22 protein-coding genes, 1 tRNA gene and 1 pseudogene are annotated in these 24,815 nt (G+C 58.8%); 11 read left to right on the forward strand and 13 right to left on the reverse strand.

What is annotated here, in order from left to right; all coding sequences use genetic code 11:
* The first annotated feature begins 156 nt into the window (after positions 1–156).
* The 6 genes and pseudogenes from ACUZ9Q_RS04260 to ACUZ9Q_RS04285 all read left to right on the forward strand — a co-directional run bounded on the left by ACUZ9Q_RS04260 (position 157) and on the right by ACUZ9Q_RS04285 (position 5,218).
* Positions 157–756 carry an acyltransferase gene (locus ACUZ9Q_RS04260; protein WP_449248130.1) on the forward strand — a complete coding sequence of 200 codons (600 nt, stop codon included), beginning with the start codon at positions 157–159 and terminating at the stop codon, positions 754–756.
* Between the two features lie 79 nt (positions 757–835).
* On the forward strand, positions 836–1,471 hold the full coding sequence (locus ACUZ9Q_RS04265; protein ID WP_192111288.1) for an HAD family hydrolase: 636 nt from the start codon (positions 836–838) through the stop codon (positions 1,469–1,471).
* An 89-nt stretch (positions 1,472–1,560) separates the two neighbouring features.
* Complete coding sequence (locus tag ACUZ9Q_RS04270; RefSeq protein ID WP_449247393.1) at positions 1,561–2,556, forward strand: hypothetical protein; 996 nt, start codon at positions 1,561–1,563, stop codon at positions 2,554–2,556.
* A 142-nt stretch (positions 2,557–2,698) separates the two neighbouring features.
* Positions 2,699–3,118: a hypothetical protein gene (locus ACUZ9Q_RS04275; RefSeq protein ID WP_192111290.1), complete on the forward strand. Its 420-nt coding sequence runs from the start codon at positions 2,699–2,701 to the stop codon at positions 3,116–3,118.
* A gap of 348 nt (positions 3,119–3,466) precedes the next feature.
* Positions 3,467–3,994, forward strand: a pseudogene (locus ACUZ9Q_RS04280) (MCP four helix bundle domain-containing protein); the annotation flags it as partial.
* A 96-nt stretch (positions 3,995–4,090) separates the two neighbouring features.
* On the forward strand, positions 4,091–5,218 hold the full coding sequence (locus tag ACUZ9Q_RS04285; protein WP_297146589.1) for a methyl-accepting chemotaxis protein: 1,128 nt from the start codon (positions 4,091–4,093) through the stop codon (positions 5,216–5,218).
* A 105-nt stretch (positions 5,219–5,323) separates the two neighbouring features.
* On the opposite strand, the gene truA is transcribed toward ACUZ9Q_RS04285, so the two are convergent.
* The 4 genes from truA to thiD all read right to left on the reverse strand — a co-directional run bounded on the left by truA (position 5,324) and on the right by thiD (position 8,725).
* Entirely contained in the window at positions 5,324–6,103 is a 780-nt protein-coding gene (truA, locus tag ACUZ9Q_RS04290) for a tRNA pseudouridine(38-40) synthase TruA (RefSeq protein ID WP_192111292.1), read from the reverse strand.
* A complete protein-coding gene (locus tag ACUZ9Q_RS04295; protein WP_256185854.1) occupies positions 6,103–7,407 on the reverse strand; it encodes a MotE family protein in 1,305 nt (434 codons plus the stop codon). Before ACUZ9Q_RS04295 ends, truA begins: the two co-directional genes overlap by 1 nt.
* Complete coding sequence (fliJ, locus tag ACUZ9Q_RS04300; protein WP_192111293.1) at positions 7,364–7,801, reverse strand: flagellar export protein FliJ; 438 nt, start codon at positions 7,799–7,801, stop codon at positions 7,364–7,366. Before fliJ ends, ACUZ9Q_RS04295 begins: the two co-directional genes overlap by 44 nt.
* A gap of 120 nt (positions 7,802–7,921) precedes the next feature.
* Positions 7,922–8,725 (reverse strand): bifunctional hydroxymethylpyrimidine kinase/phosphomethylpyrimidine kinase, encoded by an 804-nt coding sequence (gene thiD, locus ACUZ9Q_RS04305; protein WP_449247394.1) that lies wholly within the window; start codon positions 8,723–8,725, stop codon positions 7,922–7,924.
* Positions 8,726–8,972: 247 nt separating this feature from the next.
* Between thiD and ACUZ9Q_RS04310 the strand changes: the two genes are divergently transcribed.
* From ACUZ9Q_RS04310 to ACUZ9Q_RS04320, 3 genes are read left to right on the forward strand one after another with little or no spacing between them, the layout of a single operon-like run.
* Positions 8,973–10,358, forward strand: coding sequence for a hypothetical protein (locus ACUZ9Q_RS04310; protein ID WP_227117762.1), 1,386 nt, complete (start codon positions 8,973–8,975; stop codon positions 10,356–10,358).
* A complete protein-coding gene (locus ACUZ9Q_RS04315) occupies positions 10,358–10,921 on the forward strand; it encodes a bifunctional adenosylcobinamide kinase/adenosylcobinamide-phosphate guanylyltransferase (protein WP_449247395.1) in 564 nt (187 codons plus the stop codon). Before ACUZ9Q_RS04310 ends, ACUZ9Q_RS04315 begins: the two co-directional genes overlap by 1 nt.
* Positions 10,915–11,616 carry a hypothetical protein gene (locus ACUZ9Q_RS04320; RefSeq protein ID WP_449247396.1) on the forward strand — a complete coding sequence of 234 codons (702 nt, stop codon included), beginning with the start codon at positions 10,915–10,917 and terminating at the stop codon, positions 11,614–11,616. The genes ACUZ9Q_RS04315 and ACUZ9Q_RS04320 overlap by 7 nt, the downstream gene beginning before the upstream one ends.
* 103 nt (positions 11,617–11,719) lie before the next feature.
* On the opposite strand, the gene lon is transcribed toward ACUZ9Q_RS04320, so the two are convergent.
* The 6 genes from lon to selD all read right to left on the reverse strand — a co-directional run bounded on the left by lon (position 11,720) and on the right by selD (position 19,218).
* Positions 11,720–14,158, reverse strand: coding sequence for an endopeptidase La (gene lon / locus ACUZ9Q_RS04325; protein WP_192111298.1), 2,439 nt, complete (start codon positions 14,156–14,158; stop codon positions 11,720–11,722).
* Between the two features lie 300 nt (positions 14,159–14,458).
* On the reverse strand, positions 14,459–15,751 hold the full coding sequence (clpX, locus tag ACUZ9Q_RS04330; RefSeq protein WP_192111299.1) for an ATP-dependent Clp protease ATP-binding subunit ClpX: 1,293 nt from the start codon (positions 15,749–15,751) through the stop codon (positions 14,459–14,461).
* A 1-nt stretch (position 15,752) separates the two neighbouring features.
* On the reverse strand, positions 15,753–16,361 hold the full coding sequence (clpP, locus tag ACUZ9Q_RS04335; protein WP_192111300.1) for an ATP-dependent Clp endopeptidase proteolytic subunit ClpP: 609 nt from the start codon (positions 16,359–16,361) through the stop codon (positions 15,753–15,755).
* Positions 16,362–16,458: 97 nt separating this feature from the next.
* Positions 16,459–17,802 carry a trigger factor gene (gene tig, locus ACUZ9Q_RS04340; protein ID WP_297894689.1) on the reverse strand — a complete coding sequence of 448 codons (1,344 nt, stop codon included), beginning with the start codon at positions 17,800–17,802 and terminating at the stop codon, positions 16,459–16,461.
* A gap of 28 nt (positions 17,803–17,830) precedes the next feature.
* Positions 17,831–17,914, reverse strand: a tRNA-Leu gene (locus tag ACUZ9Q_RS04345).
* A 245-nt stretch (positions 17,915–18,159) separates the two neighbouring features.
* Positions 18,160–19,218 carry a selenide, water dikinase SelD gene (selD, locus tag ACUZ9Q_RS04350; RefSeq protein ID WP_192111302.1) on the reverse strand — a complete coding sequence of 353 codons (1,059 nt, stop codon included), beginning with the start codon at positions 19,216–19,218 and terminating at the stop codon, positions 18,160–18,162.
* A gap of 167 nt (positions 19,219–19,385) precedes the next feature.
* Between selD and ACUZ9Q_RS04355 the strand changes: the two genes are divergently transcribed.
* Both ACUZ9Q_RS04355 and ACUZ9Q_RS04360 read left to right on the forward strand, forming a co-directional pair.
* Positions 19,386–20,087: a M15 family metallopeptidase gene (locus ACUZ9Q_RS04355; protein WP_449247398.1), complete on the forward strand. Its 702-nt coding sequence runs from the start codon at positions 19,386–19,388 to the stop codon at positions 20,085–20,087.
* A gap of 95 nt (positions 20,088–20,182) precedes the next feature.
* Entirely contained in the window at positions 20,183–21,052 is an 870-nt protein-coding gene (locus tag ACUZ9Q_RS04360) for a formyltransferase family protein (RefSeq protein ID WP_449247399.1), read from the forward strand.
* Here the strand turns inward: ACUZ9Q_RS04360 and ACUZ9Q_RS04365 are convergent.
* From ACUZ9Q_RS04365 to ACUZ9Q_RS04375, 3 genes are read right to left on the reverse strand one after another with little or no spacing between them, the layout of a single operon-like run.
* Positions 21,033–23,435: an MFS transporter gene (locus ACUZ9Q_RS04365; RefSeq protein WP_449247400.1), complete on the reverse strand. Its 2,403-nt coding sequence runs from the start codon at positions 23,433–23,435 to the stop codon at positions 21,033–21,035. The two genes, ACUZ9Q_RS04360 and ACUZ9Q_RS04365, sit on opposite strands and share 20 nt — an antisense overlap.
* 9 nt (positions 23,436–23,444) lie before the next feature.
* Positions 23,445–24,590 carry an ABC transporter substrate binding protein gene (locus ACUZ9Q_RS04370; RefSeq protein ID WP_227117747.1) on the reverse strand — a complete coding sequence of 382 codons (1,146 nt, stop codon included), beginning with the start codon at positions 24,588–24,590 and terminating at the stop codon, positions 23,445–23,447.
* A 54-nt stretch (positions 24,591–24,644) separates the two neighbouring features.
* Complete coding sequence (locus tag ACUZ9Q_RS04375) at positions 24,645–24,812, reverse strand: hypothetical protein (protein WP_192112106.1); 168 nt, start codon at positions 24,810–24,812, stop codon at positions 24,645–24,647.
* Between the last annotated feature and the right edge of the window lie 3 nt (positions 24,813–24,815).

The raw sequence follows: 24,815 nt of genomic DNA on the forward strand, positions 1-24,815 counted from the left end.
CCTGCACAAGGGGACAATGCCGCAGACGGTTCAACAGGCGCAAGCGCCGTGGGAGCACAAACTCACGGCGCTGCCGCCGAAACTTCGGCACCGGCAGGGCAGTCTGCCCAGTCCGAAGCCAAGGCCGCCCAGCCAAAGCCGCATGCAGGGCCCGGGCTGTTCAGCCGGGTGTCGGCGGCGTTTGAAGAATTATGGCTGGCCAGCTTTGCCTGGATCCCCACGCCGGTGGGCCTTGCCTTGCGCCTGTTTGCCTGGCGGTGGCTTTTCAAAAGTTGCGGTTCGGCGCGTTTTGGCACGGGCCTGAGCCTTGCGGGCTGCCGCAACATGCGCATTGGCAACGGTGTGCGCATGGGGCGCGGCTGTTTTGTTACCGCCTCTGACGGCGAACTTGTGCTGCACGACTGCGTGGCCCTCTCGCCCAATGTGCATGTGGGGGCAGATGCGGGCCGCATAGAAATCGGGGCGCATACCGCCGTGGGGCCAGGAACGGTTATCCGCGCGGCCAACCACTGCATTGCGCGTCAGGATGTGCCGATCATGCATCAGGGGCATGTTCCCGGCCAGATTATTATTGAAGAAGACGTGTGGATTGGCGCCAACTGCGTCGTTACGCCAGATGTGCGCATTGGCCGCGGGGCTGTGGTGGGCGCTGGCGCTGTGGTTACGCGCAATGTGGCCCCCTTCAGTATTGTGGGCGGCGTTCCGGCCAAGCTTATAGGCATGCGTGGGCAGGGCGGTCAGAAGCACTGGGATTAATGGGAGCCTTTCATGCTGAAATGCTCTGGCTAGCGGAGGCCATGCGGCCCCGGACTCGAACAGCTTTTCAAGGAATATTATGTCACTGCAATGCCTTGTTTTTGACTGCGATGGCGTCATTCTTGACAGCGTGCCCGTGAAAACACGGGCCTTTGGCCGTCTGATGGAACCGTTTGGCCCCGAGGCGCGCGACCGCTTTTTGATGTACCACAAGGTGCACGGCGGCGTGAGCCGTTACAAGAAGTTTGAGTGGTTTTATGAAGATGTGCTGGGCAAGACCATAACCCCTGAGGAATCAGAGGGACTTGGCAACCGCTTTGCCGAATATGTGCTGGACGAACTGCGCCGTTGCGAGCTGATACCCGGCATTCAGGAAACGCTTGATTCCTGGCGCGGCAAGCTGCCCATGTTTGTCTGCTCCGGCGCGCCGCACGAAGAAGTGCTGGCCGTGCTGCGCGAGCGCAAGCTGGATGGCTATTTTGACGCCATCCACGGCTCCCCGCCAGCCAAGGCAGTGCTGCTGGCGCAGATTGTGAACACGCAGAAGCTTGACCCCGCCGATGTGCTCATGGTGGGCGACGCCCCCACGGACAGGGACGCAGCCGAAACCGTGGGTACGCTGTTTTACGGCGTGGGGCCGGAACTCAAGGGCGGCTCGTTCCCCTGGGGCGAAGACCTCACGGGCCTGAACGCCTGGATAGCTGCCCGCGCCTAGGTATCCAGCCTGCGGGCAGATTTGCAACCACATGTAACCGCTACTGAACGTCCTGCCTTACAATGCGGGACGTTCGCTCATATACGCCGATGAAAAAAATAGTTCTCGCTCTGCTGCTGGCCCTGAGTGTGGCCCTGCTTGTGACCGCCTGCGATTCCGGCAAAAAGGAAGAAGGCGCAAACGGCAAGCCCGTTGCCGAATCTACCTCCAGCGCGCCTAATGCGGAAACTGCGGTTCAGGCACAAGCTGTGGAAGAAGCAACCCCGCCTCCCAGCCCTGAAGAACTGGACAGGGCAGACCGGCTGGTGGCTTTTTCCAACGCAGCTTCGATGGCGCTGGCAACAGGGCGCTATGCCCAGGCCGATGTGCTGGCGGCCTATACCAAGTATTACCTGGCAGAGTGGCAACTGGCCAAACGCCCGGAGCTGAATACGGATCAGGATGCCGCCCTTGCCCGCCGCCTGACGCCCCCGGTCAGCCTTTTTACTCCTGAACAGGCCAAAAAAATGGCCGCCTGCGTGCAGGATATGAATAAAGCCATCGTAGACATGCGGGCTGATTATCGCCTGCTCGAAAAGTACGTGTCCGACGAGAGCATTCAGGATAACGGCGTCAAGGGCAAGGCCCTGGCTGCGGAAATACTCAAGGAACATGCGGCCTTTATTGTTGCCCGCGATGCCTATATGGCGATTGTGGAGGGCGAGGCTGCCCCGGCAGAAGATATCTTGCTGCGCAACCACCCGCTCAAACGGCAAATTCAGGCTGCGGAACGCATTTTCGCAGTGTTTGGCAAAACTGCAACCCTGCTTACACCCAGCAAGCCCGACAGAGGTGCGCTGAAGGCCCAGCGTGACGAGCTTGCTGCAGCCATTGCAGACGGCGGGCGGCCTCCCTTTATGGCAGCGCCGGAACTGGAGCGTCAGTACCGTGCTTTTCTCAAGCAGGCAGGCAGCTACGCGCAGCTTTTTGACCAGGGACTTGAAGAAGAATTTTACGTTCCTGTACGATTTGAAATGAATAAGGCCGCTCTGGCAAGTCGGGCCGCCTACAATGATTTTGTCAAGGTTGCCAATCAGATGCGCTGACGAGTCAATGTTCTGACTGAGCGCGTTGACTCTTTTGTAACGTGCTGTAATTTAATGATTAGGTTTGTTTGGCAAGGCCTTTGCAGTTTGAATGTAAACGGGTGTCAAATACCCGAACATCCATCTGATCTGGAGGTTCAGCATGTTTTTTTTGCTGGGAGGCCACGATAAAAAAAGCCGCAAGGCCGAGAGAACTGTGGGCATTTCTGACGCAAGCGCCAGGGTGCGTGAGGTTTTTCTGGCCGGGCGCTTTCCTGTGGTGACGACGCATCAGGTGGAGGGGAGGCGTATTGCCAAGGTGCTTGGCCTTGTCTGTTGCCGGGGGTTTGACTCGGAGGAAGCTTTTTTTGGCATGGCGGCAAGGGCCATGAACAAGGGCGCACAGGCTATTGTGGGCTATAATGAAAACGTGGCCTTTCACCCCGATGGCAGCAAGTATTTTTCCTGCTTCGGCACTGCCGTGATGTTTGAGTATGACCCTGCCGATCCTGAATCATTGCCGCTCATGCTGCAACAGAAGTTCAAGGCGCAGGAACAATCCGGCCTCAGCGAAATCATCTGATCTGGCTGGTTCCTATATACGCCAAAGCCCCCGCTCACCGTGAGCGGGGGCTTTGGCATTTGTAATAGGTAAAATATTAAATTCTATTTAGAATTACGAATTAATATTCGCAATATTATAGATCAATAAAATGCAATATAATTGCAGGATATTTTAGGTATATTGTCTTAGTATATTTATTATATCGTACTGTTAAATAAAGATAAAAAATATAATTTAAAAATATGTAAAGTATTGGTATATGTAGACGATAAAATATACAAGTGTCGGAGACGTCCATAGAAAGTATGTTCTTGCCATGTGAATTGGTAAATAACGTAAAATAACAACAGTATTCAGGAGTGTGTTATGAGGCTTTCGATAAAACTTGTATTTCTTACAGTATTGTTGATGGCATTTTCAATAATTATTGGATTTGTTTCTGTTGTTGGAATGTCTTCTATAAATAAAGACGTCAAGGATATTTCTGAAAACTGGCTTCCAACAATCAAGGTTGCTGGTGAAATTAACAGCATGGTGAATGAATACAGGCGCAACGAGTTGGTTCACATTCTCACAACAGATGAATCATTGATGCGGCAGTATGAAAACAAGATACAGAATTTGACCGGCAGTATTAATGAAAAAGTTAAAGAATATGAAAAACTAATCTCTGAGCCTGAGGAAAAAGTTGCATTCCCCAAGTTTCTTGCGGCATGGAAGGCCTATACGGAGAATCACGCGAAGGTTGAGGCCCTATCCAAAAGCAATAATACCGAAGAAGCTGTCAAGTTGGTGCTTGGCCCGGCCAGGGGGCAGTATGTTGAGGCCCTCGATCAGCTAAAAGTTATTATTGATATCAATAACAAGGGAAGCAAGGCTTCAGCTGCTGACGCGGAAACTTCATACGAGCGAGGGAAGCTGCTTACGATCTCGTTGATAATTGCGGTAATGCTCGCTGCCACAGCTATTTCCATTTTGATTATCAGGGGTGTGACGAAGCAGCTTGGCGAGGATCCCGGTTATTTGCATCACGTGGCATCGGAAATAGCCGCCGGTCAGCTTGATCTGGCATTCAAGCCGTATTCCGGCGATGGCGGCGTTTACGGTGTGCTCATAAAAATGGTTGGCAACCTCAAAGCCAAAATTGCCGAAGCAGACAGCAAATCGCAGCAGGCAGCGCAACAGGCTAAAGCCGCGCAGGAAGCAACCGCTCTTGCCGAGGAGGCAACTCGCCGGGCAGAGCGGGCCAAGGCGGAAGGCATGCTCCAGGCTGCCCAGCAGCTTGAAGGGATTGTGCAGATCGTGTCGTCCGCGTCAGAAGCGCTTTCTGAACAGATTGTGCAGTCCAGCCGGGGGGCTGACGAGCAGTCTGGCCGTGTGCGTGAAACCGCAACGGCCATGGAAGAAATGAACGCCACTGTGCTGGAAGTGGCCAAGAATGCCCAGCAGGCAGCGGATGTTTCGCATCAGACCAGGGAACAGGCCGTGGAAGGCTCGCAGATACTCGACGATGCTGTTAAGGGCATTGAATCCGTCCACACGCAGTCCATTGCCATCAAGGAAGATATGGATGCTCTGGGCAAGCAGGCGGAGAGCATCGGCCAGATTATGGGGGTCATTGCCGACATCGCCGACCAGACCAACCTGCTGGCGCTGAACGCCGCCATTGAGGCCGCTCGCGCGGGCGATGCTGGTAGAGGTTTTGCCGTCGTTGCGGATGAAGTGCGCAAACTGGCGGAAAAAACCATGTCTGCCACGCAAGAAGTGGGTCAGGCCATTACGGGCATTCAGGCTGGCACCCGCAAGAATATCCAGAATGTCGAGCAGGTTGCCGTGACTATTGAAAGTGCAACCACCATGTCGGTACGTTCCGGCGAATCACTCAAGAAAATCCTTGAGCTCGTCCATCTGGTCAATGATCAGGTTCAGTCCATTGCTACCGCCAGCGAGCAGCAATCCGCCGCCAGCGAAGAGATCAATCAGTCTGTTGAGCAGGTGGCGACAATTTCTGCCCAAACCGCTCAAGCTATGGAGCAGGCTTCCGGTGCTGTCGCAGACCTGACGCAACAGGCTCAGTCACTCCAGCGGGTTATAGAAAAAATGAAAAATCAGGCTTAGTCAAAAGTCATTGGTAAAAGGAAAAGGCCGTTCAGAGATGGACGGCCTTTTGTATTTATGGGCTTTTTGTTTGTGGCAGAGGGGGCACAACAATGTGTGCGGCTATCAGGCCTCGGGGTACACCACGTTCACCAGTGCCAGCCCTTGCGGCGGCGCGGTGACGGAGGGCACATCCCGGCGGTCGCGTGTGGCAAGCAGGGCGGGGATATCCTTTGGCTGCACCTTGCCTTGGCCGCAGGCAGCCAGCAAGCCCGCCATATTGCGCACCATCTGCTTGAGAAAGCCATCGGCAGTCACAATAAAGCGCAGCATGGGCGCGTGCGGCGGATAAAATTCGCAGGGGGGCATTGCGTGCAGCTCGGTTTGCAGCACCGTGCGCTCTGTGCTTTCCACATCCGTGCCCACATTGCGCAGCGCGGCAAAGTCGTGCAGGCCCGTCAGGTGGGGCAGGGCGGCGCGCATGGCCTCAATATTCATGGGGCCGCATTTCCACACAAAGGGCGTCAGTTGCGGCGGCATAAAGGTCTGTTCCAGCCAGAACTGGTAGGCGTAAGTTTTGCGCAGGGCATCCTTGCGTGCGTGGAAGTCCGGCGCGGCCTGCATGGCTTCCAGCACGCGGATGTCGCGGGGCAAAACAGCGTTGAGGCTGCGCCGCCAGTCCATGTTGGCCCGCGCATCGGGCACATCGCAGTGCACAACCTGCCCGTGGGCATGCACGCCGGAATCGGTGCGGCCCGAGCCGTGGGCGCGTATGTTCTGCCCTGTGATGGTGCGCAGGGCCTTTTCCATCTCGCCCTGAACTGTGGGCGGCGGGCTCGGCTTTTCCTGTATCTGCCAGCCGCTGTAGCAGGTGCCCACATAGGCGATCAAAAGCTTGAGGCGCATTAATCAGGTATCCTCATGCGGGTGATAAGCTCCGTAAGCTTGGCTGTCTTGGCCGGGGAAACGTAGGTGAGGATTTCGCCTGACTGCTTGGGCGACATGCCGGAAAGAATGCGGATGGCCACACGTTCGTCCATGCTTTCCAGAGCCTTGGCGGCTGCTTTGGGTTTCATCATGGAATAGGTGAGAACCAGCCGGTGAACTTTTTCGTTTTCAATGCCCCTGGCCTCGCGGATCATGTCCTGCATTTTCTTTTCAGTTTCCTGAATGTCCTTGAGGCGCTGATCCATCTGCTGGCGCAGCACAAGAATATCCTGCTGCTGGCGCGCCAGTTCCTGGGCCTTGGTGTTGGGGTCGTTGGAATACGCGCCCTGAGGTTGCTGCACCGTGGGGACGGGCAGCGTGCCCGAGCTTTGTCCCTGCGGCAAGGGGGGCAAAAAGCCGTCGCTGTTGCCTGCCGCGCCGCGCGGCGGCAAAGGTGCGCCGTCCGTGCCCTGACCGCGCGGAATGTTTGCCGGTATGGGGGGTGCGCCGGGTATGGTCAGCGGGGCGGTTTGCTCTGCGGGAGCAAAGGGCGATTGCCCGCCAGTGGGCGTCTGGGGAACAGGCATGTCCAGCGCTGCCGCGTGTGCGGCCTGTACGCTGCCAAGGCCGGGGATGGGCAGATTGCTCAGACCCAGGGCGTCCAGCCATTCGGATTCGCTGGCGCGGTTGGGTCTGGCAGAAACAATCAGGCTACCGGAGGGCGCGGATGTGCCCGGTTCCGCCTGTGGGGCAGGCAGGGCCTGCGGTTCGGGAAAATTTGGAGAAAATGTCTGGCTGGGAGCCTTGGAAGCCGCCGCAGTTTCAGGTGCGCCGCCTGAGGCCGTTGCACGGATAAGCGGTGCGGGCAGGGCGGCATCGGTCACGCTGGTGGTTTGATCTGCATGGGGTTTGACCGCTGCGGCCATGCGGGCGGCGGCAGAACCTTGCGGGTCGCTCTGGCTCTTTTCAGTTTTGTCCTTGATGTTGTCTACAACAGAATCAAGGGCCGAACCCATGGACGAAAGTGTAGAACTGACGCTTTGCGCCAGACCAGAGGGGGCCGCATCAGCAACAGGAGCCACGGTTTCAGCCTGCTCCTGCCCATTGCGCGGCTCGTTCACGGCTACCGTGGCATCCTTGGGCGATCCGCCAAGCCAGGAGGGCACGGGCACATCCAGCAGCAACAGGCCGAGGATGGTAAGCTTCATAAAGCAGAGCACCGCCAGCCAGCGGAATAGCTTAGAGAGCCGGAGCTTTGTAGCGGAGTGTGGCTGTTTCGTCATTGACGCGTTGCTCCTTCAGTTGTTCCTCACGAATATACTGCTGGTTTTGGCGTTCCTTGAGCTTTTCCAGCAGTTTTTTTTCAATGGCGCGCGCAGCCAGCAGTTTGCGGGCTTCGTCAACAAGCTGTTCGTGCATGCGGGTCTGCAAGGCGGCATTGGCTACATCGCCCCGCAATCCTTTTACATACTGCTCCAGCAGCCAGCGTTCCGCCTGCGGCACAAGGGCTGATTCAAACAAGCGGTCTTCGGTCTGTCGCAGTTCAGCCTTCAGGCGTTCAAAAAGTGCGCGCGCTTCTTCCAGGAGTTTCTGCTTGTTGGCCAGATCAACCTTGGCTTCTTCTTCAAGCTGTTCCCGGTAGTCGAGTATTTTCTGTAACTTGAAACGAAAAGGCACGCCGCACCGCCTTGATTTTGACGCCCTGAATATCCACAGGGGGAATCTGCAAACAGTGGGCCAATCCGCCTGCCATGCGGCGGCGGAAAAGGGCCGTGCGGCTGACAGGCGGGCAAATGCCTATTTGATGTTTAAATCCGCAGCGTGGTTTACCGGGCCGCAGCCCTTGCCGGGGGCATAGCTTTTACGCAGGGCAAGATTAAGAAATTCCTGCGCCCGGGTTACAGCAACCTGTAGGGGCAAACCACGCCCAAGCCCTGTGGCGATGGCGGCAGAAAGCGTGCAGCCCGTGCCGTGGTTGTTTTCCGTCTCCACCTTGGCCTGAGGGAGGTGTTTGGGCTGCTCGCCGGGCATGCACAGGCAGTCTGTAACAACGATGGAGCTTTCCATGTGCCCGCCCTTGATGAGCACTGCGCGCGCACCCATGGCAAGCAGCTTCTGGCCTGCGGCCTCTGCGTCTTCAAGGCTGCTGATGCTCATACCGGTGAGCATTTCCGCCTCGGGGCGGTTGGGGGTCAGCAGGTCGCAGCCGGGCAGCATTTCTTCCACCAGTGCTGTCACGGCGTCTTCCTGCAACAGGCGGCTGCCGCTCTGGCTCACGGAAACAGGGTCAACCACAAGGGGAAAGTCGCGGTTGCGCAGTTCGTCCGCAACGGCGCGGATGATGGGGGCAGAAAAAAGCATGCCTGTTTTTGCGGCCTTGACGGAAAAACCTTCAAGCACCGTGCGCAGTTGCAAGCGCACAAAATCGGCATCCGGCGCATGAATTCCTGTAACGCCCAATCCGTTCTGCGCGGTAAGGGCGGTGATGACGCTCATGCCGTAACCGCCGAGCGCCATGATTGTTTTCAGGTCAGCCTGAATGCCGGCGCCGCCGCCGGAATCAGAACCGGCAATGGTGAGGATGTTGGCAGGGGTATGCATAAAAAGCCTCTCATAAAAAACTGCGTACGAATTTGCCTACTATACCCCGCCGCCCGTTGGGGTGCAATGCGGGCAATGTCTGCCCCGTATCCAGAAACTCTCTGGAAAATGTCTTCACAGCGCAGGGAAGCAATGCTAGCATTTACGCGCAATAAACGGAAATAATGGCTCGGTATGCCGTTTTTGCGGCGCTCAGGGCTGTACCCGTTGTGCCACGGCCCCATGCCTGCCGCATTAGGAGAATTTTATGAAATTGGAAAAAAAGCCTCTGGACGTGCCGGACATTGTGAATATGCCCAAGCCCCGTCCCGCACGCGCGGGCGCGCGCAAGGCCGTGGTACTGGCGCTGCTGGCTGTTTTGGCGCTGGGCGGCGCGACCTACTGGCTTACACGCGATAAATCAACCCGCGACCAGTGGAAGGACAAAGCCGCCGACATCATAAACAATGCCACCAGCGGCACTCCGCTGGCCGGTGTGGGTGATGTGCTGCGCGATGCGCCGCCGCCCCCGCCCATTTCTGTTGTCAGCCCGCCCACCTCCCCCGGCACTCTGGCCGGGCAAACAGTGCAGGGCAGCGTGGGTGCGCCTGTAGATGGCTCAACGCCTGCCGGGATGTATCCGCAGCAGAACGGGGCGCAGATGCCCCAGAAGGTGACGGAAGACAGCCACATCCGCATGGAATTTGTGGAAGATCTGGCGGCCTTTGTTGTGGCCCGGTTCAAGCCCGGCCCGCAGAGCGGCACGCTGAACGTTAGTGTGCAGGCGCTCAATCAGCGCTACGGTGCAAAGTTTGCCAATGTCACTGACGGCAAGGGCGGGCGCGAAGCCCTGCTGCGCTATGCCTTTCACCCCACCATGCTGCGCGGGCTGTACACCCTTTATGCGGACCGCTTTCTGGACGCCGTCAACCGCGATGCTGCCTCCAAGGGCTTTACGCCAGAGCAGATCCGCCAGTTGCACATGGCGCTGGCCGGGCGTCTTGTGATTCTGGCTGGCGCGCTTGAAGGCGTGGCCACTGTTCCCAATCTTGATGCCCGCCTGCGCGAGCAGGACAAATCCGCGCAAGGGGTAGTGGAAATTAACGCCCAGATGGCCGAAGCCGTGTTTGCGGTAGACCAGCTGCGGGAGAGCAATGCTCCCGAAGCGCAGATATCCACAGCGCAACTGCGGGTGGACGGCCTGAGCGCCCGGTACCGCCGTGCGCTTGAGGAACGCGCCGCCTTGCAGCGCACCCTGGTTGCGGCCATACGCCAGAACGGCGGACAGACGCTGGATGATGATTCCCTGTTGTTTGTGGCCCAGTGGGTTGACCGCCGCCTGCGCGCGGACGCTCAGGCCCTTGCTTCGGTGCAGGCCTCGGCGGGAGTGTTGCGCGATCTGGCGCGGCGCAGCGCACAGGCCGGAACAGGTACGCCGTTCCAGCCGCAAAGCCCCGCACCGGGGGCGATTCCTAATGGCGCAGGCAATGCCGTGCCAAATGTGGCCCCTAATGCCGCACAAAACGCCGGGCATGTGCAGACCTCCCCGCAGCTGACCCCGCCGCAGGGGCATGCGGCCCCCGCGCTGCCTGCAGAAAACTCGCTTGGCGGCACAGAACGTGCGCCAGCCCCCCGCGTGGGCGGTCAGCAGTAATGGGCGCAGCAGTTCTTTTTGTTGGCGGCACACGCAGCGGCAAAAGCGGTCTGGCACAGCGCTGGGCCGAGGCGCAAGCCCCGCAGCGGCTATATCTGGCCACGGGCCGCGCGGACGATGAAGAAATGGCGGCGCGTATTGCCCGGCACAGGCAGGAGCGCGGTCAGGGCTGGCATTGCCTTGAAGAGCCGCTTGACCCGGCTGGCGCTCTGGCATCGCTGATGTCTGCGGCCCAGCCCGACGGCAAGGGGCCGGGGGTTGTGCTGTTTGACTGCGTGAGCCTGTGGGTAGCCAATCTTATGGCTGCGGACATGACGGAAAGGGATATTCTTGACCGCGTGGAGGCTCTGGCCGCCAGCATTGAGGCCTATCCCCTGCCGCTGGCGCTGGTGAGCGTGGAGGCTGGCCTTGGCATGGTTGCCATGTCGAGCCTCGGACGTCGTTTTCAGGATACGCTGGGCCTTGCCAATCAGGCGCTGGCCCGCGTGTGCGGCACGGTACTTTTTGTAAGCTGCGGTCTGCCCCTTGTGCTCAAGGGCCAGTTGCCGGAGGAAATATGCTGAATTTTGTTGGGCGGACCGCCAGTGTGGAAGTGGGTGTAAAAGACGCGGGCTGCAGGGGCTTTGCTCGTGTGCCTTACTATTTCGCAGCGACCCTGCTGTGGGCGGCGGTTGTGGTGCAGTCCGGCTTTGCCTTTGCCGCAAATGATCCGCGCCAGTGTATTCTGGAAGCTGGCGGCGCTGTGGACAAATCTGACGTGGCCGCTTTTGAGCGGCAGGTGGATGTGGACGCCATTCTTGAGCAGGCGCTGAATCTTTTTGTGCGCCGCGCGCAGGATCCGGAGGGGGCAAAGGATCTGCCGCCCATGGTTGCCTTGCTCTTTACGCAGGCGGCGTCCAAGGAGGGCAACGTGCGCTCCCTGCTGCTGAACGAAACCCGGGCCTTTGTGCTCAATGGCATTTCTTCCGGCGCATTTGCTGGCCGCAAGCCTTCGGGCAATACCGCGCAGGGGCTGCTTGCTCCGCTGTTTGCCGATGCCTCCACCGGGCGCAAGGAAATCAAAAACGTGGGGCAGGCCAGGCGCGATGGTGATGGCTGGCTTGTGCCCTTTGTGGTGCATGACGGCGGCAACGGCGAATCCTATGACGTGACGGGCCGGGTGACATCCGCTAACGGCGAGATGCGCCTGACCTCTGTAGCCAATATGGAATCCCTGCTGCGCAAGGTGGCGGCAGAAAGCCGCGCTGTGGAGCCGTAGCAGATTCTGCTGACTGGCGCACCAGGCACCAGCAAGGAATAAAAAAAGGGAGCCAGATGGCTCCCTTTTTTAATCGCTGATTTTTTATCACTGTCGCCGTGCGCTACTGCGCAGGCTGATTCTTGTCGTCATCGTGCTTTTCGGGCCGCAGAATGCGGCTGATGGGCAGCGCCGTGGCCCGGCCGGAGAAGATTTCTTCTGCCGTTGCTGCAAGGGCCTGAGGCAGCACTTCATCCACATGGTCAACAAAAACGATCTCCAGGTCGCGCAGCACTTCGTCCGGCACTTCCTTGAGGTCTTTTTCATTATCGCGGGGCATGATCACTTTTTTGATACCGCTGCGGCGCGCTGCCAGCAGTTTCTCTCGCAGCCCGCCGATGGGCAGCACCCTGCCGCGCAAGGAGATTTCGCCGGTCATGGCTACATCGTTGCGCACGGGAATGCCCAGCAGGGCGGAGGTGATGGACGTCGCCAGGGTGATGCCCGCCGAGGGGCCGTCCTTGGGCGTTGCGCCAGCAGGCACGTGCACGTGGATATCTATCTTGCGGTGGAAGCGGGGATCAAGGCCCAGCACTTCGGCCCGTGAACGCACATACGAAAGGGCCGCCTTGGCAGATTCCGTCATGACTTCGCCAAGCTGACCCGTGGTCACCACATGGCCGGAACCTGCCATGAGGCTGGTTTCGACCAGCAGAATTTCGCCGCCGCGCTGGTTATAGGCAAGGCCCGCGCACACACCCACCTGAGGTTCGCTTTCGCGTTCGTCATGGCGGTATTTTTTTACGCCCAGCATGGAAGGCAGGCTCTGGCGGGAGATATTGACGCACTTTTCGGTGTCGTCGTCTTCCACAAGCTTGATGGCGGTTTTGCGGCACAGGGCGGCAATTTCGCGTTCAAGGTTACGCACCCCGGCCTCGCGCGTGTAGGAGCGGATGATCTCGAGAATGGCGTTGTCCGACACGCGGATGTTGCCTTCCTTGAGGCCGTGCTCCTCCAGCTGGCGGGGCAGCAGGAAGCGGCGGGCGATGTGGCGTTTTTCCGTTTCAAGGTAGCTGTTGAGCTCGATGATCTCCATGCGGTCAAGCAGAGGCACAGGGATGGAGTGCAGCGAGTTGGCCGTGGTGATAAAGAAAACCTTGGAAAGATCATACTCCAGATCAAGGTAGTGATCCATGAAGGTATTGTTCTGTTCCGGGTCGAGCACTTCCAGCAGGGCCGAGGCGGGGTCGCCACGGTAGTCGGAGGTCATCTTGTCCACTTCGTCCAGGCAGAAGAGGGGATTGTTGAACTTCACCCGCTTGAGGGACTGGATGATCTTGCCCGGCAGCGCGCCCACATAGGTGCGGCGGTGCCCCCGGATTTCGGCCTCGTCGCGCACGCCGCCAAGGGAGAGGCGCACAAAATCGCGCCCTGTGGCGCGGGCCACGGACTTGGCAAGCGAGGTTTTACCCACGCCGGGGGGGCCGACAAAGCAGAGGATGGGGCCTTTGAGCCCCTGGGAAAGCTTCTGCACGGCAAGGTATTCCAGAATGCGTTCCTTGGGCTTTTCAAGGCCAAAGTGGTCGCCGTCGAGAATTGCGCGCGCCTTTTCAAGGTTGATGTCTATCTGCTTGAGGTCGTTCCAGGGCAGATCCAGAATCCAGTCCACATAGTTGCGCACAACCGTGTATTCCGCCGCAGAGGGCGGCATGCTGCGCAGCTTTCTGGCTTCGGAGAGCGCCTTTTCGCGCGCTTCTTCCGGCATATCGCGGGCCTTGAGCTTCTGCTCTATTTCGTCAACTTCGGCCTGGGGGTCGTCATCGCGCCCCATTTCCTTGTTGATGGCCTTGATCTGCTCATTGAGGTAATATTCGCGCTGGTTGCGCTCCATCTGCACCTTGACGCGGTTCTTGATGCGCTTTTCAACCGTGGCAAGGGCCACCTCGCCCTGCAAAAGCTCATAGGCAAGCTCAAGGCGCTGGGTGGCGTCGTCGATCTCAAGGGCTTCCTGCTTTTTGCGGTAATCAACCTTGAGGTGCGGGATGATGGCATCGGCCAGAGGGCCGATTTCCTGCAAGGCAAGAATGGAGAGCACGGCCTCCTGCGAAATCTTTTTGTTGTTCTTGCCGTATTCTTCAAGCGCCTCGTGCACGGCGCGCACCAGAGCCTCGCGCTCTTCGGGGCGGCTCTGCTTTTCGGCGCGGCGGCGCACGCCCACCATGGCGCACTGCTCGTCTTCGTGCAGGTTTTCCCAAGTGGCGCGATATACGCCTTCAAACAGCACCTTGATGGTGCCGTCGGGCAGGCGCAGCATCTGAAGCACCTTGCTGACCACGCCTACAGGCGAAAGATCCTGAGCATCGGGCTTTTCCAGCTCCGGCTCGCGCTGGGCCACAAGAAATATCTGCTTGCTGTAGGTGGCCTGTGCGGCTTCGATGGCCTTGATGGAGGCCTCGCGCCCCACAAAGAGCGGCATGATGGAGCGGGGGAACATGACCACCTCGCGCAAAGGCATGATGGGCAGTTCAATATAAGCGTCAGAGCCGCGCATTTCGTCTGTCATAATTCTCCCCTGAAAAAAAGCCGGACGGCGGCCTGCGCCGCCCGGCGGAACTTAGAGCTTTTTTGCCGTGAAATGCCTGCGTCAGGCGGGGTGTTTGCTGTTGCCCTGCGGCTGGCTGGCCGAAGAGCGCAAGGGTCGCCTTGCAATCTATTCCACAGCGCGGATTTGAGGAAAACCCGCACGGTGCGCCGCAACACTAATGTTGCCAACGCGCCAGCTTTAACCTGCGGGGTCAAGCCATTGGCGGTACCCCTTTACGTGCCTGCTGCATGGCAGAACGCGCGCAATTCAGGCGGCTGGCTAAGAGGCCTTGTCGCCCCCGGCCTGGGCCTTGGACGTATCGGCGTTTTCTGCCTTGTCGCCAAACAGCAGCACCGGTTCCTTGCCCTTGTCGATAACAGCCTGATTGATCAGGCATTCGCGCACATTGGGCAGGGAGGGCAGCTTGAACATGATGTCGAGCATGGTGCGTTCCATCACGTTGCGCAGGCCGCGAGCGCCCGTTTTGCGCTCAATGGCTTTGGCGGCAATGGCCTTGAGGGCATTGGGCGTAAAGCGCAGGTCAACATTCTCAAGCTCAAAAAGCTTCTGGTACTGGCGCACCAGAGCGTTCTTGGGTTCGGTGAGAATGCGCACCAGATCGGGTTCGTCCAGTTCGTCCACATGGGTGATGATGGGTATACGGCCCACAAATTCGGGGATGAGGCCGAACTTCACCAGATCCTGCGGATGCACCTTGTCGAGCAGTTCGCCAAGGGGCATTTCCTTGCTGGCGCGCACCTTGGCGCCAAACCCCATTGCGCCGCCGCTCATGCGGCCGCCCACGATCTTGTCCAGACCCACAAAAGCGCCGCCCACGATGAACAGGATGTTGCTCGTGTTCATGCGGATAAATTCCTGCTGGGGGTGCTTGCGCCCGCCCTTGGGAGGAATATTCGCCTCTGTGCCTTCGATGATCTTGAGCAGGGCCTGCTGCACGCCTTCGCCGGAGACGTCGCGCGTGATGGAGGGGCCATCGCCCTTGCGGGAAATCTTGTCGATTTCGTCAATATAAATGATGCCCTTGCTGGCGGCTTCCAGATCATAGTCCGCATTCTGGAGCAGTTGCACCAGGATGTTTTCCACGTCTTCGCCCACATAGCCAGCTTCCGTGAGGGTCGTGGCGTCGGCAATGGCAAAGGGCACGCGCAGAACGCGGGCCAAAGTTTTGGCAAGCAGGGTTTTACCGCTGCCCGAGGGGCCGACAAGGAGGATGTTGCTTTTTTCAAGCTCAACCTCGTCGCCCAGGGCGCTGGCGTAAAACACACGCTTGTAGTGGTTGTGCACCGCTACAGAAAGGATTTTCTTGGCCTCGTTCTGTCCGATGACATACTGGTCAAGGCGATCCTTGATTTCCTGGGGCGAAAGAAGGCGTTCTTCGCTCTGGGGGCTTTCCATCTGGTCGCGGGCGATAATTTCGTTGCAGGCCTTGATGCATTTGTCGCAAATGCTGGCGCCGTCCTGCACGATGAGATTGCGAACCTCAAGCTCGCTGCGCCCGCAAAAGGAGCAGCGCAGGGGTTCGCTCACCGTAGGTTTATCGTTCTTGGCCATATTACTCGCTCTTTTCCTGAGCCATTTCATTGCGCGATACAAGCACGCGGTCAATGATGCCGAGTTCCTTGGCTTCCTCAGGAGTCAAAAAGTTATCGCGTTCGGTAGCTTTGACAATATCCTTGTAGGGACGGCCCGTGTTGTCGGCCAGCATGCGGTTGAGGCGTTCTTTGAGGCGCAGCACCTCGCGCGCGTGGATTTCAATATCCGTGGCCTGGCCCTGAAAACCGCCCGAAGGCTGGTGAATCATGATCTGACTGTTGGGCAAAGCAAAACGCATGCCAGGCTTGCCAGCGGCCAGCAAGAATGCGCCCATGCTGGCGGCGCGGCCCATGCACACAGTCGCCACAGGCGAGGAGATAAAGCGCATGGTGTCATAAATGGCAAGCCCGGCGGTAACAGAGCCGCCGGGGGAATTTATGTAGAGATAGATTTCTTTTTCGGGGTCTTGCGATTCAAGGAAGAGCAACTGGGCGCAGATGAGGGAAGCAACGGTATCGTTGACCTCGGAGCCAAGCAAAACGATGCGGTCCTTGAGCAGACGCGAATAGATGTCATAGGCCCGCTCGGAGCGGCCTGTGGTTTCAATAACCATGGGGACAAGCGACATATGAGCCTCTTGGCACGGCGTGTGGGCCGGTTGGGTGCGGTGTTGCCGCAAAATAAAACCAAAAGGCGGCCTTAAGGCCGCCTCCCTTATACTTCAGTTAGTCCTGAGCGCTGGCGGGTGCGCCCGGCGCGGCGTCGCCCTCGGCTGGCGCCTTGGGCTCCACTTCGGTCACCTTGGACTTGGCGTAGATCAGATCCATGGCCTTGTCGGCCAGCATGCGGTCACGCAGCACAAAGATCATGCCCGAGCGTTCATAGCTTTCACGCAGGGTCTTGAAATCTTCGCCAGTGCGCATGCTCATCTGGTAAATCTGAGTGTTGACCTCATTGTCGGTAACGTCAAGTGCTTCTTTCTTGGCGATGGAAAGCAGCAGAACCTGCGAGCGGGCCAGTTCGTCAGCCTGGGGCTGCACTTCGGCGCGCAGTTCGTCCATGCTTTTGCCAAGAGAATCAAGGCTGCGGCCCTGACGTTCAAAGCGGGCTGCCATGTCGCCCAGCAGGGTGCGCACCTGGGTGTCCACAAGGCTGGGGGGCAGTTCAAATTCAACCATCTTCAGCAGACGGTCAAGCAGGGTCTTCTGCGCGGCGCTCTTGTTGAGGTTGACGCGGCTCTGGGTGTAGCTGCCGGTGATGGCTTCGCGCAGCTTTTCCACGCTTTCAAGGCCAACGGTCTTGGCGAGGTCGTCGTTCAGTTCAGGAAGCTTGCGCTCCTTGATGGCGTGCACGCGCACCTTCATGGTGACGGTTTTGCCTGCCAGATCCTTGGCAAGAAAATCTTCGGGGAAGGTGATCTGCCCTTCGCCTTCTTCGCCGTAGCGGATGGTCTTCACCAGGGCTTCAAAATCTTCAAGAGCCTGACGTTCGCCAAGGGCGAGGTCAAAGCTTTCGGCCTTTACGCCTTCCAGGGGCTCGCCGTTTTCAAAGGCGGCAAAGTCGATGGTGGCAACCTGACCGTCCACAGCGGGGCCAGCGCCTTCAACGGGCACAAGCTCGCCACGGTCGCGGCGGATGCGGTCGATAACTTCCTGCACTTCCTTTTCGTCCACGACCACTTTTTCCTGCTCCACTTCCATGCCTTCATAAGGAGGAAGGGTGAAGGAGGGCAGCACTTCAAATTCGATGCTGTATTCGTAGCCCTGACCGCGTTCAAAGGTGCCCTTTGCGTCCACGTCAACGCCGGCGAGGGGCGAAACGTCGAGCTTCTGCATCACGTCGTTGATGTGGACGTTGATCAGATCCTGGCGGGCTTCTTCATAAATCTTGTCGCGGAAGCGCTGCTCGATGACCGACGCCGGAACCTTGCCCTTGCGGAAACCGTCCAGCTGCACCGATGTTTTGTACAGCGCCACGGCGCCCATGATGGCTGCTTCCACTTCCTGGGCTTCGGTGGTGATGACGACCTTTTTTCTGACCGGCGAAATGTCTTCTGCGCTATATTCCACGAGGGACTCCTTTTCTTGGTGAGGTAGATGGTGCGAGAGGGGGGACTTGAACCCCCATACCAGTGGTGCTGGATTCTAAGTCCAGTGCGTCTACCAATTCCGCCACTCTCGCAAAGCGTGTTTCCATAGCACACTTGCCGGTGGGCTGCAAGCCGTGAGCGGCGCGCCTGATGCCGGGTCTGTGCCGGGCGGGAGGGCGTTAACTGAAAATCTCCGTCATAAATAAGTCGCAATGGCGGTACGGCAAGCAATTTTTTTTAAAAAACTGGCCGAAATTACCATCCCGGTGCGGAGCGCGCGGCGCGTGGACAGCATGCGCCGCATATCCAGCTCAGCTTCGGCCGCACCCGTGCGGCTTCAGCGCAGCACCAGGGCTGCGCCGTCAGGCCTTGGTGCAATAACTTCGCCCACCTCGCAGGCCAGATCGCCCCCGGTCAGCAGCATTTCGCGGGCCTGCGGCACCAGCTCTGGCGGCACGGCCAGCAGCAGCCCGCCGGAGGTCTGCGCGTCAAAGGCGAGGCTCGTGAGCGCTTCGTCCACGCCGTCTTCCACACGAGTGGAACAAGCCCAATATTTTCGGTTCAGGTGGCTGCCTGCGGGTATAAGCCCATCGCGCGCGTACTCAAGGGCCCGCGGCATGAGGGGCAGGGCCTCGGCATTCAAGACCACGGTAACGCCCGAGGCAAGGGCCATTTCAAGCGCGTGCCCGCCAAGGCCAAAGCCTGTTATGTCTGTGGCTGCGGCGATTTTGAGGTCGCGCACGACGCCCCCGGCAACACTGTTGAGGCGGGAGCACCAGCGTGTTACCTCGGCCTCGCTTTCTTCGGCTCCATCCCAGCGGGCCTTGACCGCAGTGGCGAGCACTCCCGTGCCCAGCGGTTTGGTCAGCAGCAGGGTCTGGCCCGGTTTCAGGCCATCGTTGCGGGCCATGTGGGAGGGGTCTATGATGCCCGTGACCGCCAGACCGTACTTGAGTTCCTCGTCCTGCACCGTGTGGCCGCCAGCCAGCACGGCCCCGGCTTCATTCATGGCGTCAAGGCCGCCGCGCAAAATGTTTTCCAGTATGTGCTGCGGGTCGTCCTCTGCCAGAGCCTGCGGAAAAAAGGCCACGTTCATGGCGCTCCAAGGCTGGCCGCCCATGGCGTAGACATCCGAAAGCGCGTTGGCGGCGGCAATGCGCCCAAAGGCAAAGGCATCGTTGACAATGGGCGCAAGAATATCCACGGTCTGCACCAGGGCGCAGCCAGGGGGAACGGTCAGCACCACGGCGTCTTCGTTCCGGGCGCGACCAGCCAGAACCCTGGCCTCAAGGTCAGGGCGCGTATCAGACGGCAGGCCGCGTAAAAGTCGCTCCAGGGCCCCTGGAGCCAGCTTGGCGGCTCAACCGGCCGCGCGGGCTTTTTCCAGCAGTTTCATGCTGCGCTCCCTGGTATTTTTGTGTTCATCCGCCAAGTATGCCTTCTTGAAGGTAAAAGGTCAAAATGTGGCATGTTGACGACTGAACCATTATAATGTGCAATGCCGAACTGGTGTAACGGGTTTTGCCGTCAGCGCAGGGTGCTGAAAAAATTAAGGAGACGACCATGATTGCGCGCCGTAAATGCGATCCGCTTCTTTTTTTGCAGATGTTGGTGCTGGCCTTGGGAATGCTGTTTCCTTGGCACGCGCAGGCGGCCATGCACGATGGTTTTGTGCATGTAAGCGACAACTGCCAGAATATTATTCAGGAAATACGCTATTTTTCTTCCTATAACTTTGTTGGAGAGCGCATCAACGGATATCTTGCGCCCCAGGCAATCTTGACCGAGCCTGCGGCGAATGCTCTGTGCAAGGCCGCAACTGCGGCGGAAGAGAAAGGCTATACCCTGAAAATTTATGACGCCTACCGCCCCCAGTCAGCAGTGGATCATTTCGTGCGCTGGGGCATGAACGCCGCCGACACCCGCATGAAGACGATTTTTTATCCGCAGGTGGACAAGGTGCGGGTTTTTGATCTGGGTTATGTTGCCACGCGCTCCGGGCATTCACGCGGCAGCACGGTGGATCTCACCCTCGTTGACAGGCAGAGCGGCAAAGAGGTGGACATGGGCACCCCCTTTGACTTTTTTGGCGCGGCCTCGCACCACGGGGCCAAGGGGCTGAGCCCGCAGCAGGAGGCCAACCGGGCTGTGCTTCTGGGCCTTATGGAGAATGCCGGGTTCAAGCGCTATGAGGAAGAGTGGTGGCACTACACGCTTAAAAATGAGCCTTACACCGATACCTATTTCAATTTTCCGGTGGAATAAAATGAGGTACCGCGCATAACTACGGTAGATTTCTTCTTTTCATGCATAACCTTGCGGCGTAGCATGCTGGGCAATGTTCCTCGAAAGGATATGCCGTGAAAGTTGTCGTTTGCGCGAAGAAGGATCTTGCAGGATGTGTCGCCCTTAACAGACTGCTGGCAGCCATTGCCCCCAGGCACGATGTTTTTGTGGTTCTTTCAGATTACGTGCTGGACGCGGAGTGCAGCAATGCCTATGCGGCAAGCCTTGTGGCCCATGAGCGGAACATGGTGCTTGAACACATTCTGCCCTGGCTGGAAGCCCGCTTTCCTGAGGGCAATGAGGCGCAGTGTCAGACCTATGCGGGCCTGAAAAAGCGTTACGGCATTGATATGGAGATGTGGGGGCCCATGCGGTCGCCAGCCTCCCGGCAAGCCATGCGCGACCTTGCGCCTGACGTTGTCATCTCCTGCCGCTACGACTATGTTATTCCCACTGAAGTTATCGATATGCCCCGGCTTGGCACCTACGGCATGCATCCCGGCGCGCTGCCTGATCTGCAAGGTTTGTGCAGCCCTTTTCGGGCGATGGAGCATGGCAATGAACGCTCTGGCTGCACGCTTTTCCACCTTGACGCAGGGCTGGATACCGGCCCCATAGTGGAGATCGGCTGGTGGCCCATCAACTATGACCGCTCCCTGCTGTGGAACTTTGTGCATACCTATTTTGCGGGTATAGACGCCCTGCTGCGCCATCTGCCGGAACTGGAGGCGGGGCGCGAGCTGACAACCCATGTGCAGAGCAGCGAAGGGCGAAAATACTTCAGCTATCCCACCGAAGACGAGTTCCGCAAGTTTATCCGGAAGGGCGGGCAAATCGTCCTGCCCGAAGATTATCATGAAGTGCTGTCATGGTTTCTGCCCGGGGGCCTGGCAGATCCCGCCATGCCCGAACTGCGGGCGCTGGTCAGTTCGCTGGAGTCCTGAGCCGCCACATCAGGTGGAACAGCAAGGAAAGCGCGCAGACGATGCCGCCCATGAGCAGCAGCGCGCTGGCTGGAGCCATGACGGTTACGGCAATGCCAAACACCACAGGCCCCGCTACCTGCCCCATGCGCTCCAGGCCACGGTAAATCGAGGCTGTCTTTTCACGGCCCAGGGTTTGCGCCGAAGCAAGAGTGAGAACGCAGATCATGGATGCCGGGGCAGCCAGACACTGGGCCAGCCCCAGGGAGATGACCGCAGCGGCGGCCCCGGCCATATTTGTAGCCGTTGCCGCAATGAGCAGCGTAATGCCGGAGAGCAGGCCCGTGAGCGTCAGGAACAGGGATTTGTCTTTTCTGCGATCTATCCATTTGCCAAGCAATGGCCCCGCCGTAATAAAACACAGGCCGTAGAGCATGAATATGCGGCCGATATCCGACTGATCCACATGGGCGTTTGCCAGCCTCAACGGCAGCAGATAGTGCAAAAATCCGGTCAGACACATGGCGGCGGGTATGCCCACCAGCCAGAGTATCATGTGCATGCGCGGGTCTTGCAGCAATTGCATGCAGCCTGAAAACATGTGCCCCTGCGCGGCGGTCTGCGCACCAGACCCCTGACAGACCGCGTTGCCGGAACTGCCTGCTGTGGCCTCTGCGGGTTCCTTGCCAAGCATCACGGTGAACAGCGCCAGCAATATGGTGCAGGAGCCGGTCGCCAGTACCGCCTGAAACGAAACATGATCCGCCAGCATGGCCCCCGCTGCTGAGCCGCAGATGCTGCCGGAAAATATGCCTGCGAATACGCTGGTGAGCCCTGCCCCGGCATTGGCCTTGCCCAGTGTGCCGATCTGCCCGGCCATGAGCACAAGGCCAAAGCCGAAGCCTGTGGCAACGCGCCCCAGAATGAGCAGAAGCAGGCTGTTGGCCATGCCGCCCATCATCAGCCCCACGGCCGCAGCCAGAGTGCCTGCGGCAAAGACCTTTCGCCAGCCGTAGCGCAATGAAAATCCGCCGGAAAACAGCAGGGCAAAGCCCGCGCTGACCATCTCTGCCGAGATGGGCAGGCCAATGGCCACATCACGGCTCAGGCCCATGAACGGCTCGTACAACTGGCGGGCCAGCAGGGGAATGAACGATATGCCCATGTCGTAGCCCAAAAAGAACACAAAGCCCGCTGCCCGCAAGGCCTGCACGGCGAGGGAGTGGTGGCTGCTTCCAAGGGCGTTCGCCGCAGCATCTGGCGGGAGGTTGCGTTGCGCGATAAGGCCCAGCAGTTTTGAAAGCTCCAGCAGCAGCAAAAAGCTGATGAGCAGTGAGGCCCCAAGGTCAAGGGCCAGCGCCGATATGCGGGTTGTGATGGCCTGGGGCTGCACGGCCAGTTGCAGGCGCAGCACTTCCTGTTTTTGGCGGAAGCGGCTGGGCCAGTAGGTGCTCAGTGATTTTTCAACTGTGAGCGCCGGGTCGGGCACGTGCCCGGCAGAGGCCACAGACTTGCCTTCAGGCGTCAGCAGCTGCGCGCCCGCAAGCTCGCTGTTGGCCGCAAGCAGCTGCTCAAGCGCCTGATCCTTGCCGCGCAGGCTGGCGATATCCACGCCTTTGTGGATAAGGTATTCAAAATCGCGCCCTGTGCCCTCGGCGAGGATGTCTGCCTTGGTGCGTACGGCCTGCTTGACGAAGGTATCGAACAGCACCAGCGTGCCGCAGGCGTAGAGCAATTGCGATGTGCCGATGATGACGAGCAGCATTCTGGTCATGCCCGAAAGGCTTGTGCCCACAGCGCGTTGCCCGGTCAAGAGGCCAAGACGCCCGGCCAGAATCAGCCCCGCCACAAGGCAGGCCGCTGCCAGCAACAGGGATGACAGCCGCAGAAAATCTTCTGTAGCCGCATTGATGGGCTTGCCGTCAATGTCCACCAGCAGTTGGCCCACAGGCGTTTTGTTACTCAGGGGGATGCTCAGGCGATAACCATCAGCGGTTTTGATCGCGCCTTGCGGCCCGTCTTTGCCCTCTCTGGTTTGGGATGCCGCACCGGGGGGCAACGTGCTATCAGCCTTTGAATCTTGGGCAGGCTGTTCATAGAGAGTGGAACCCCTGGCATCAATAATGGTCACACGCCTGATGCCCGCCGCGCTCTGACCCAGTTCCGCCAGCATCTCGTCCATTCCGGCGAACGAAGCCAGCGGTTTGCCAAAGCGCATGCCGCGTTCAATATCACGGGCCAGACGTTCAGCACCGCTGCGATAGCCGGAAAGCACCATGTCGGTTGCCAGCGTATTCAGCGTGGAAACCGAGAGCAGCACGTTAAAGCCCAGGGTGACCAGCAGGACTCCAAGCCCGAGCAGCAGGGCATTGATGCGCAGTTTGCGCGTGGCGCGGATAAGCACGGAAAATCCTTAGGGTGTACCGGGGTGCGGCTGGCTGATGGTTTCGTGCAGTTCGTCCGCCGTTACCAGCACGTCAAAGGGAAAATCAAAGCCGATGGCCTTGGCGGTGGCAAGGTTCAGGGCGATGGAAGGCTCGGACTGGTCAAGCATGGGCAGGGTGCGCGGCTGCGTGCCGCCCAGTATGGCGTGGGCCTGCCCGGCAAGAGCTATGCCGCTGGGGCCGAAATTCCAGGTGGAAAAGCCCATGAGCGCTCCGGCTTTGACATATTCCGACCCATCACGCGCAAAGGTGGGGATTTTCCACTGATTCAGCTTTTGCAGCAGCGGGGCCATGCCCTCGCCGCCGATATCAAAGCAGTTCAGCGGGCCGATAAAAAAGGCGTCCATGCCCTGTTTGCGCAGGTCGTCCAGCCCCTTGCGGCATTCCTCAGCACTTTCGGCGGAGGAAAGGCCATCATAGAGCACAAGGGAAAATCCTAGCTCCGAGGCAATGGCCTGGGCATCGCCAAGTGCGGCGTACACGCGGCCTTCCTGACTGTTCTGGAACATGATGCCCATTTTGTGAAAGCGCACCACATCGTAAAAAACGCGGAACATGGAAGACCAGCGGTCAACTTCCACCCGGCAGGTGAAGTTGTCCACGCCGGAATCCTGCGCGCTTTTGACAACCCCGGCAGCCACAGGGTCAGCCATGCCCATGCCCAGAATGGGCAAACGGCCATCGTTGACTGCCAGCAGCGCCTTGACCGCCGCCGTGCCCATGCCCACCACAAGGTCGAGATCCTTGCGCTGCAAAAGCTGTTTTGCCATTTCAGGCAGGCGGCGCATCTGCGCTGGTTCCCAGCCGGGGCTGAAGCGCGCGTCAGATGGATATTCGCAGCGTATGTCGTCATACTTGCCCATACCATCGCGAAAGGCGTTCCAGGTGTTGTCAAACAGCCAGAACGGCCCGGCTTCGAGATAGCCAATGCGTTTTACGGGCGGATTGGCGCAGGCGGGCTGGCAGAAGACGAAAAACAGGCCGCCCAGTAAAAGCATGGTAAGAATCAGCGTGGTCAGGCGCTGCAGAAATGCGCTTGCATGGGGCCGTTGCCCCTGGTTTTTCTGCGGGCGCAGCAAAAGACATGGGCCATTGGCTGTAATTGGAAAAAGCATGCCTACTGCGCCGCGTGAAAGAGTGTGTTCATCAGAACCGTATCCCTATGCAGCCTAGCAGCGAGTGGGCTTTTTGGGGCTCGAGGCTATGACAAGCAGCAGCCCCACCAGGGGGGTCAGCAGAACACTGGCAAAAAAATTGCCCCAGAATCCCAGCCGGGAATTGATGCCCAAAAACCCGACCAGCAGGCTCATGCCCAGTATGAGAGCGAACAGTAGCACAGC

The organism is Desulfovibrio desulfopostgatei (genome assembly GCF_053570645.1).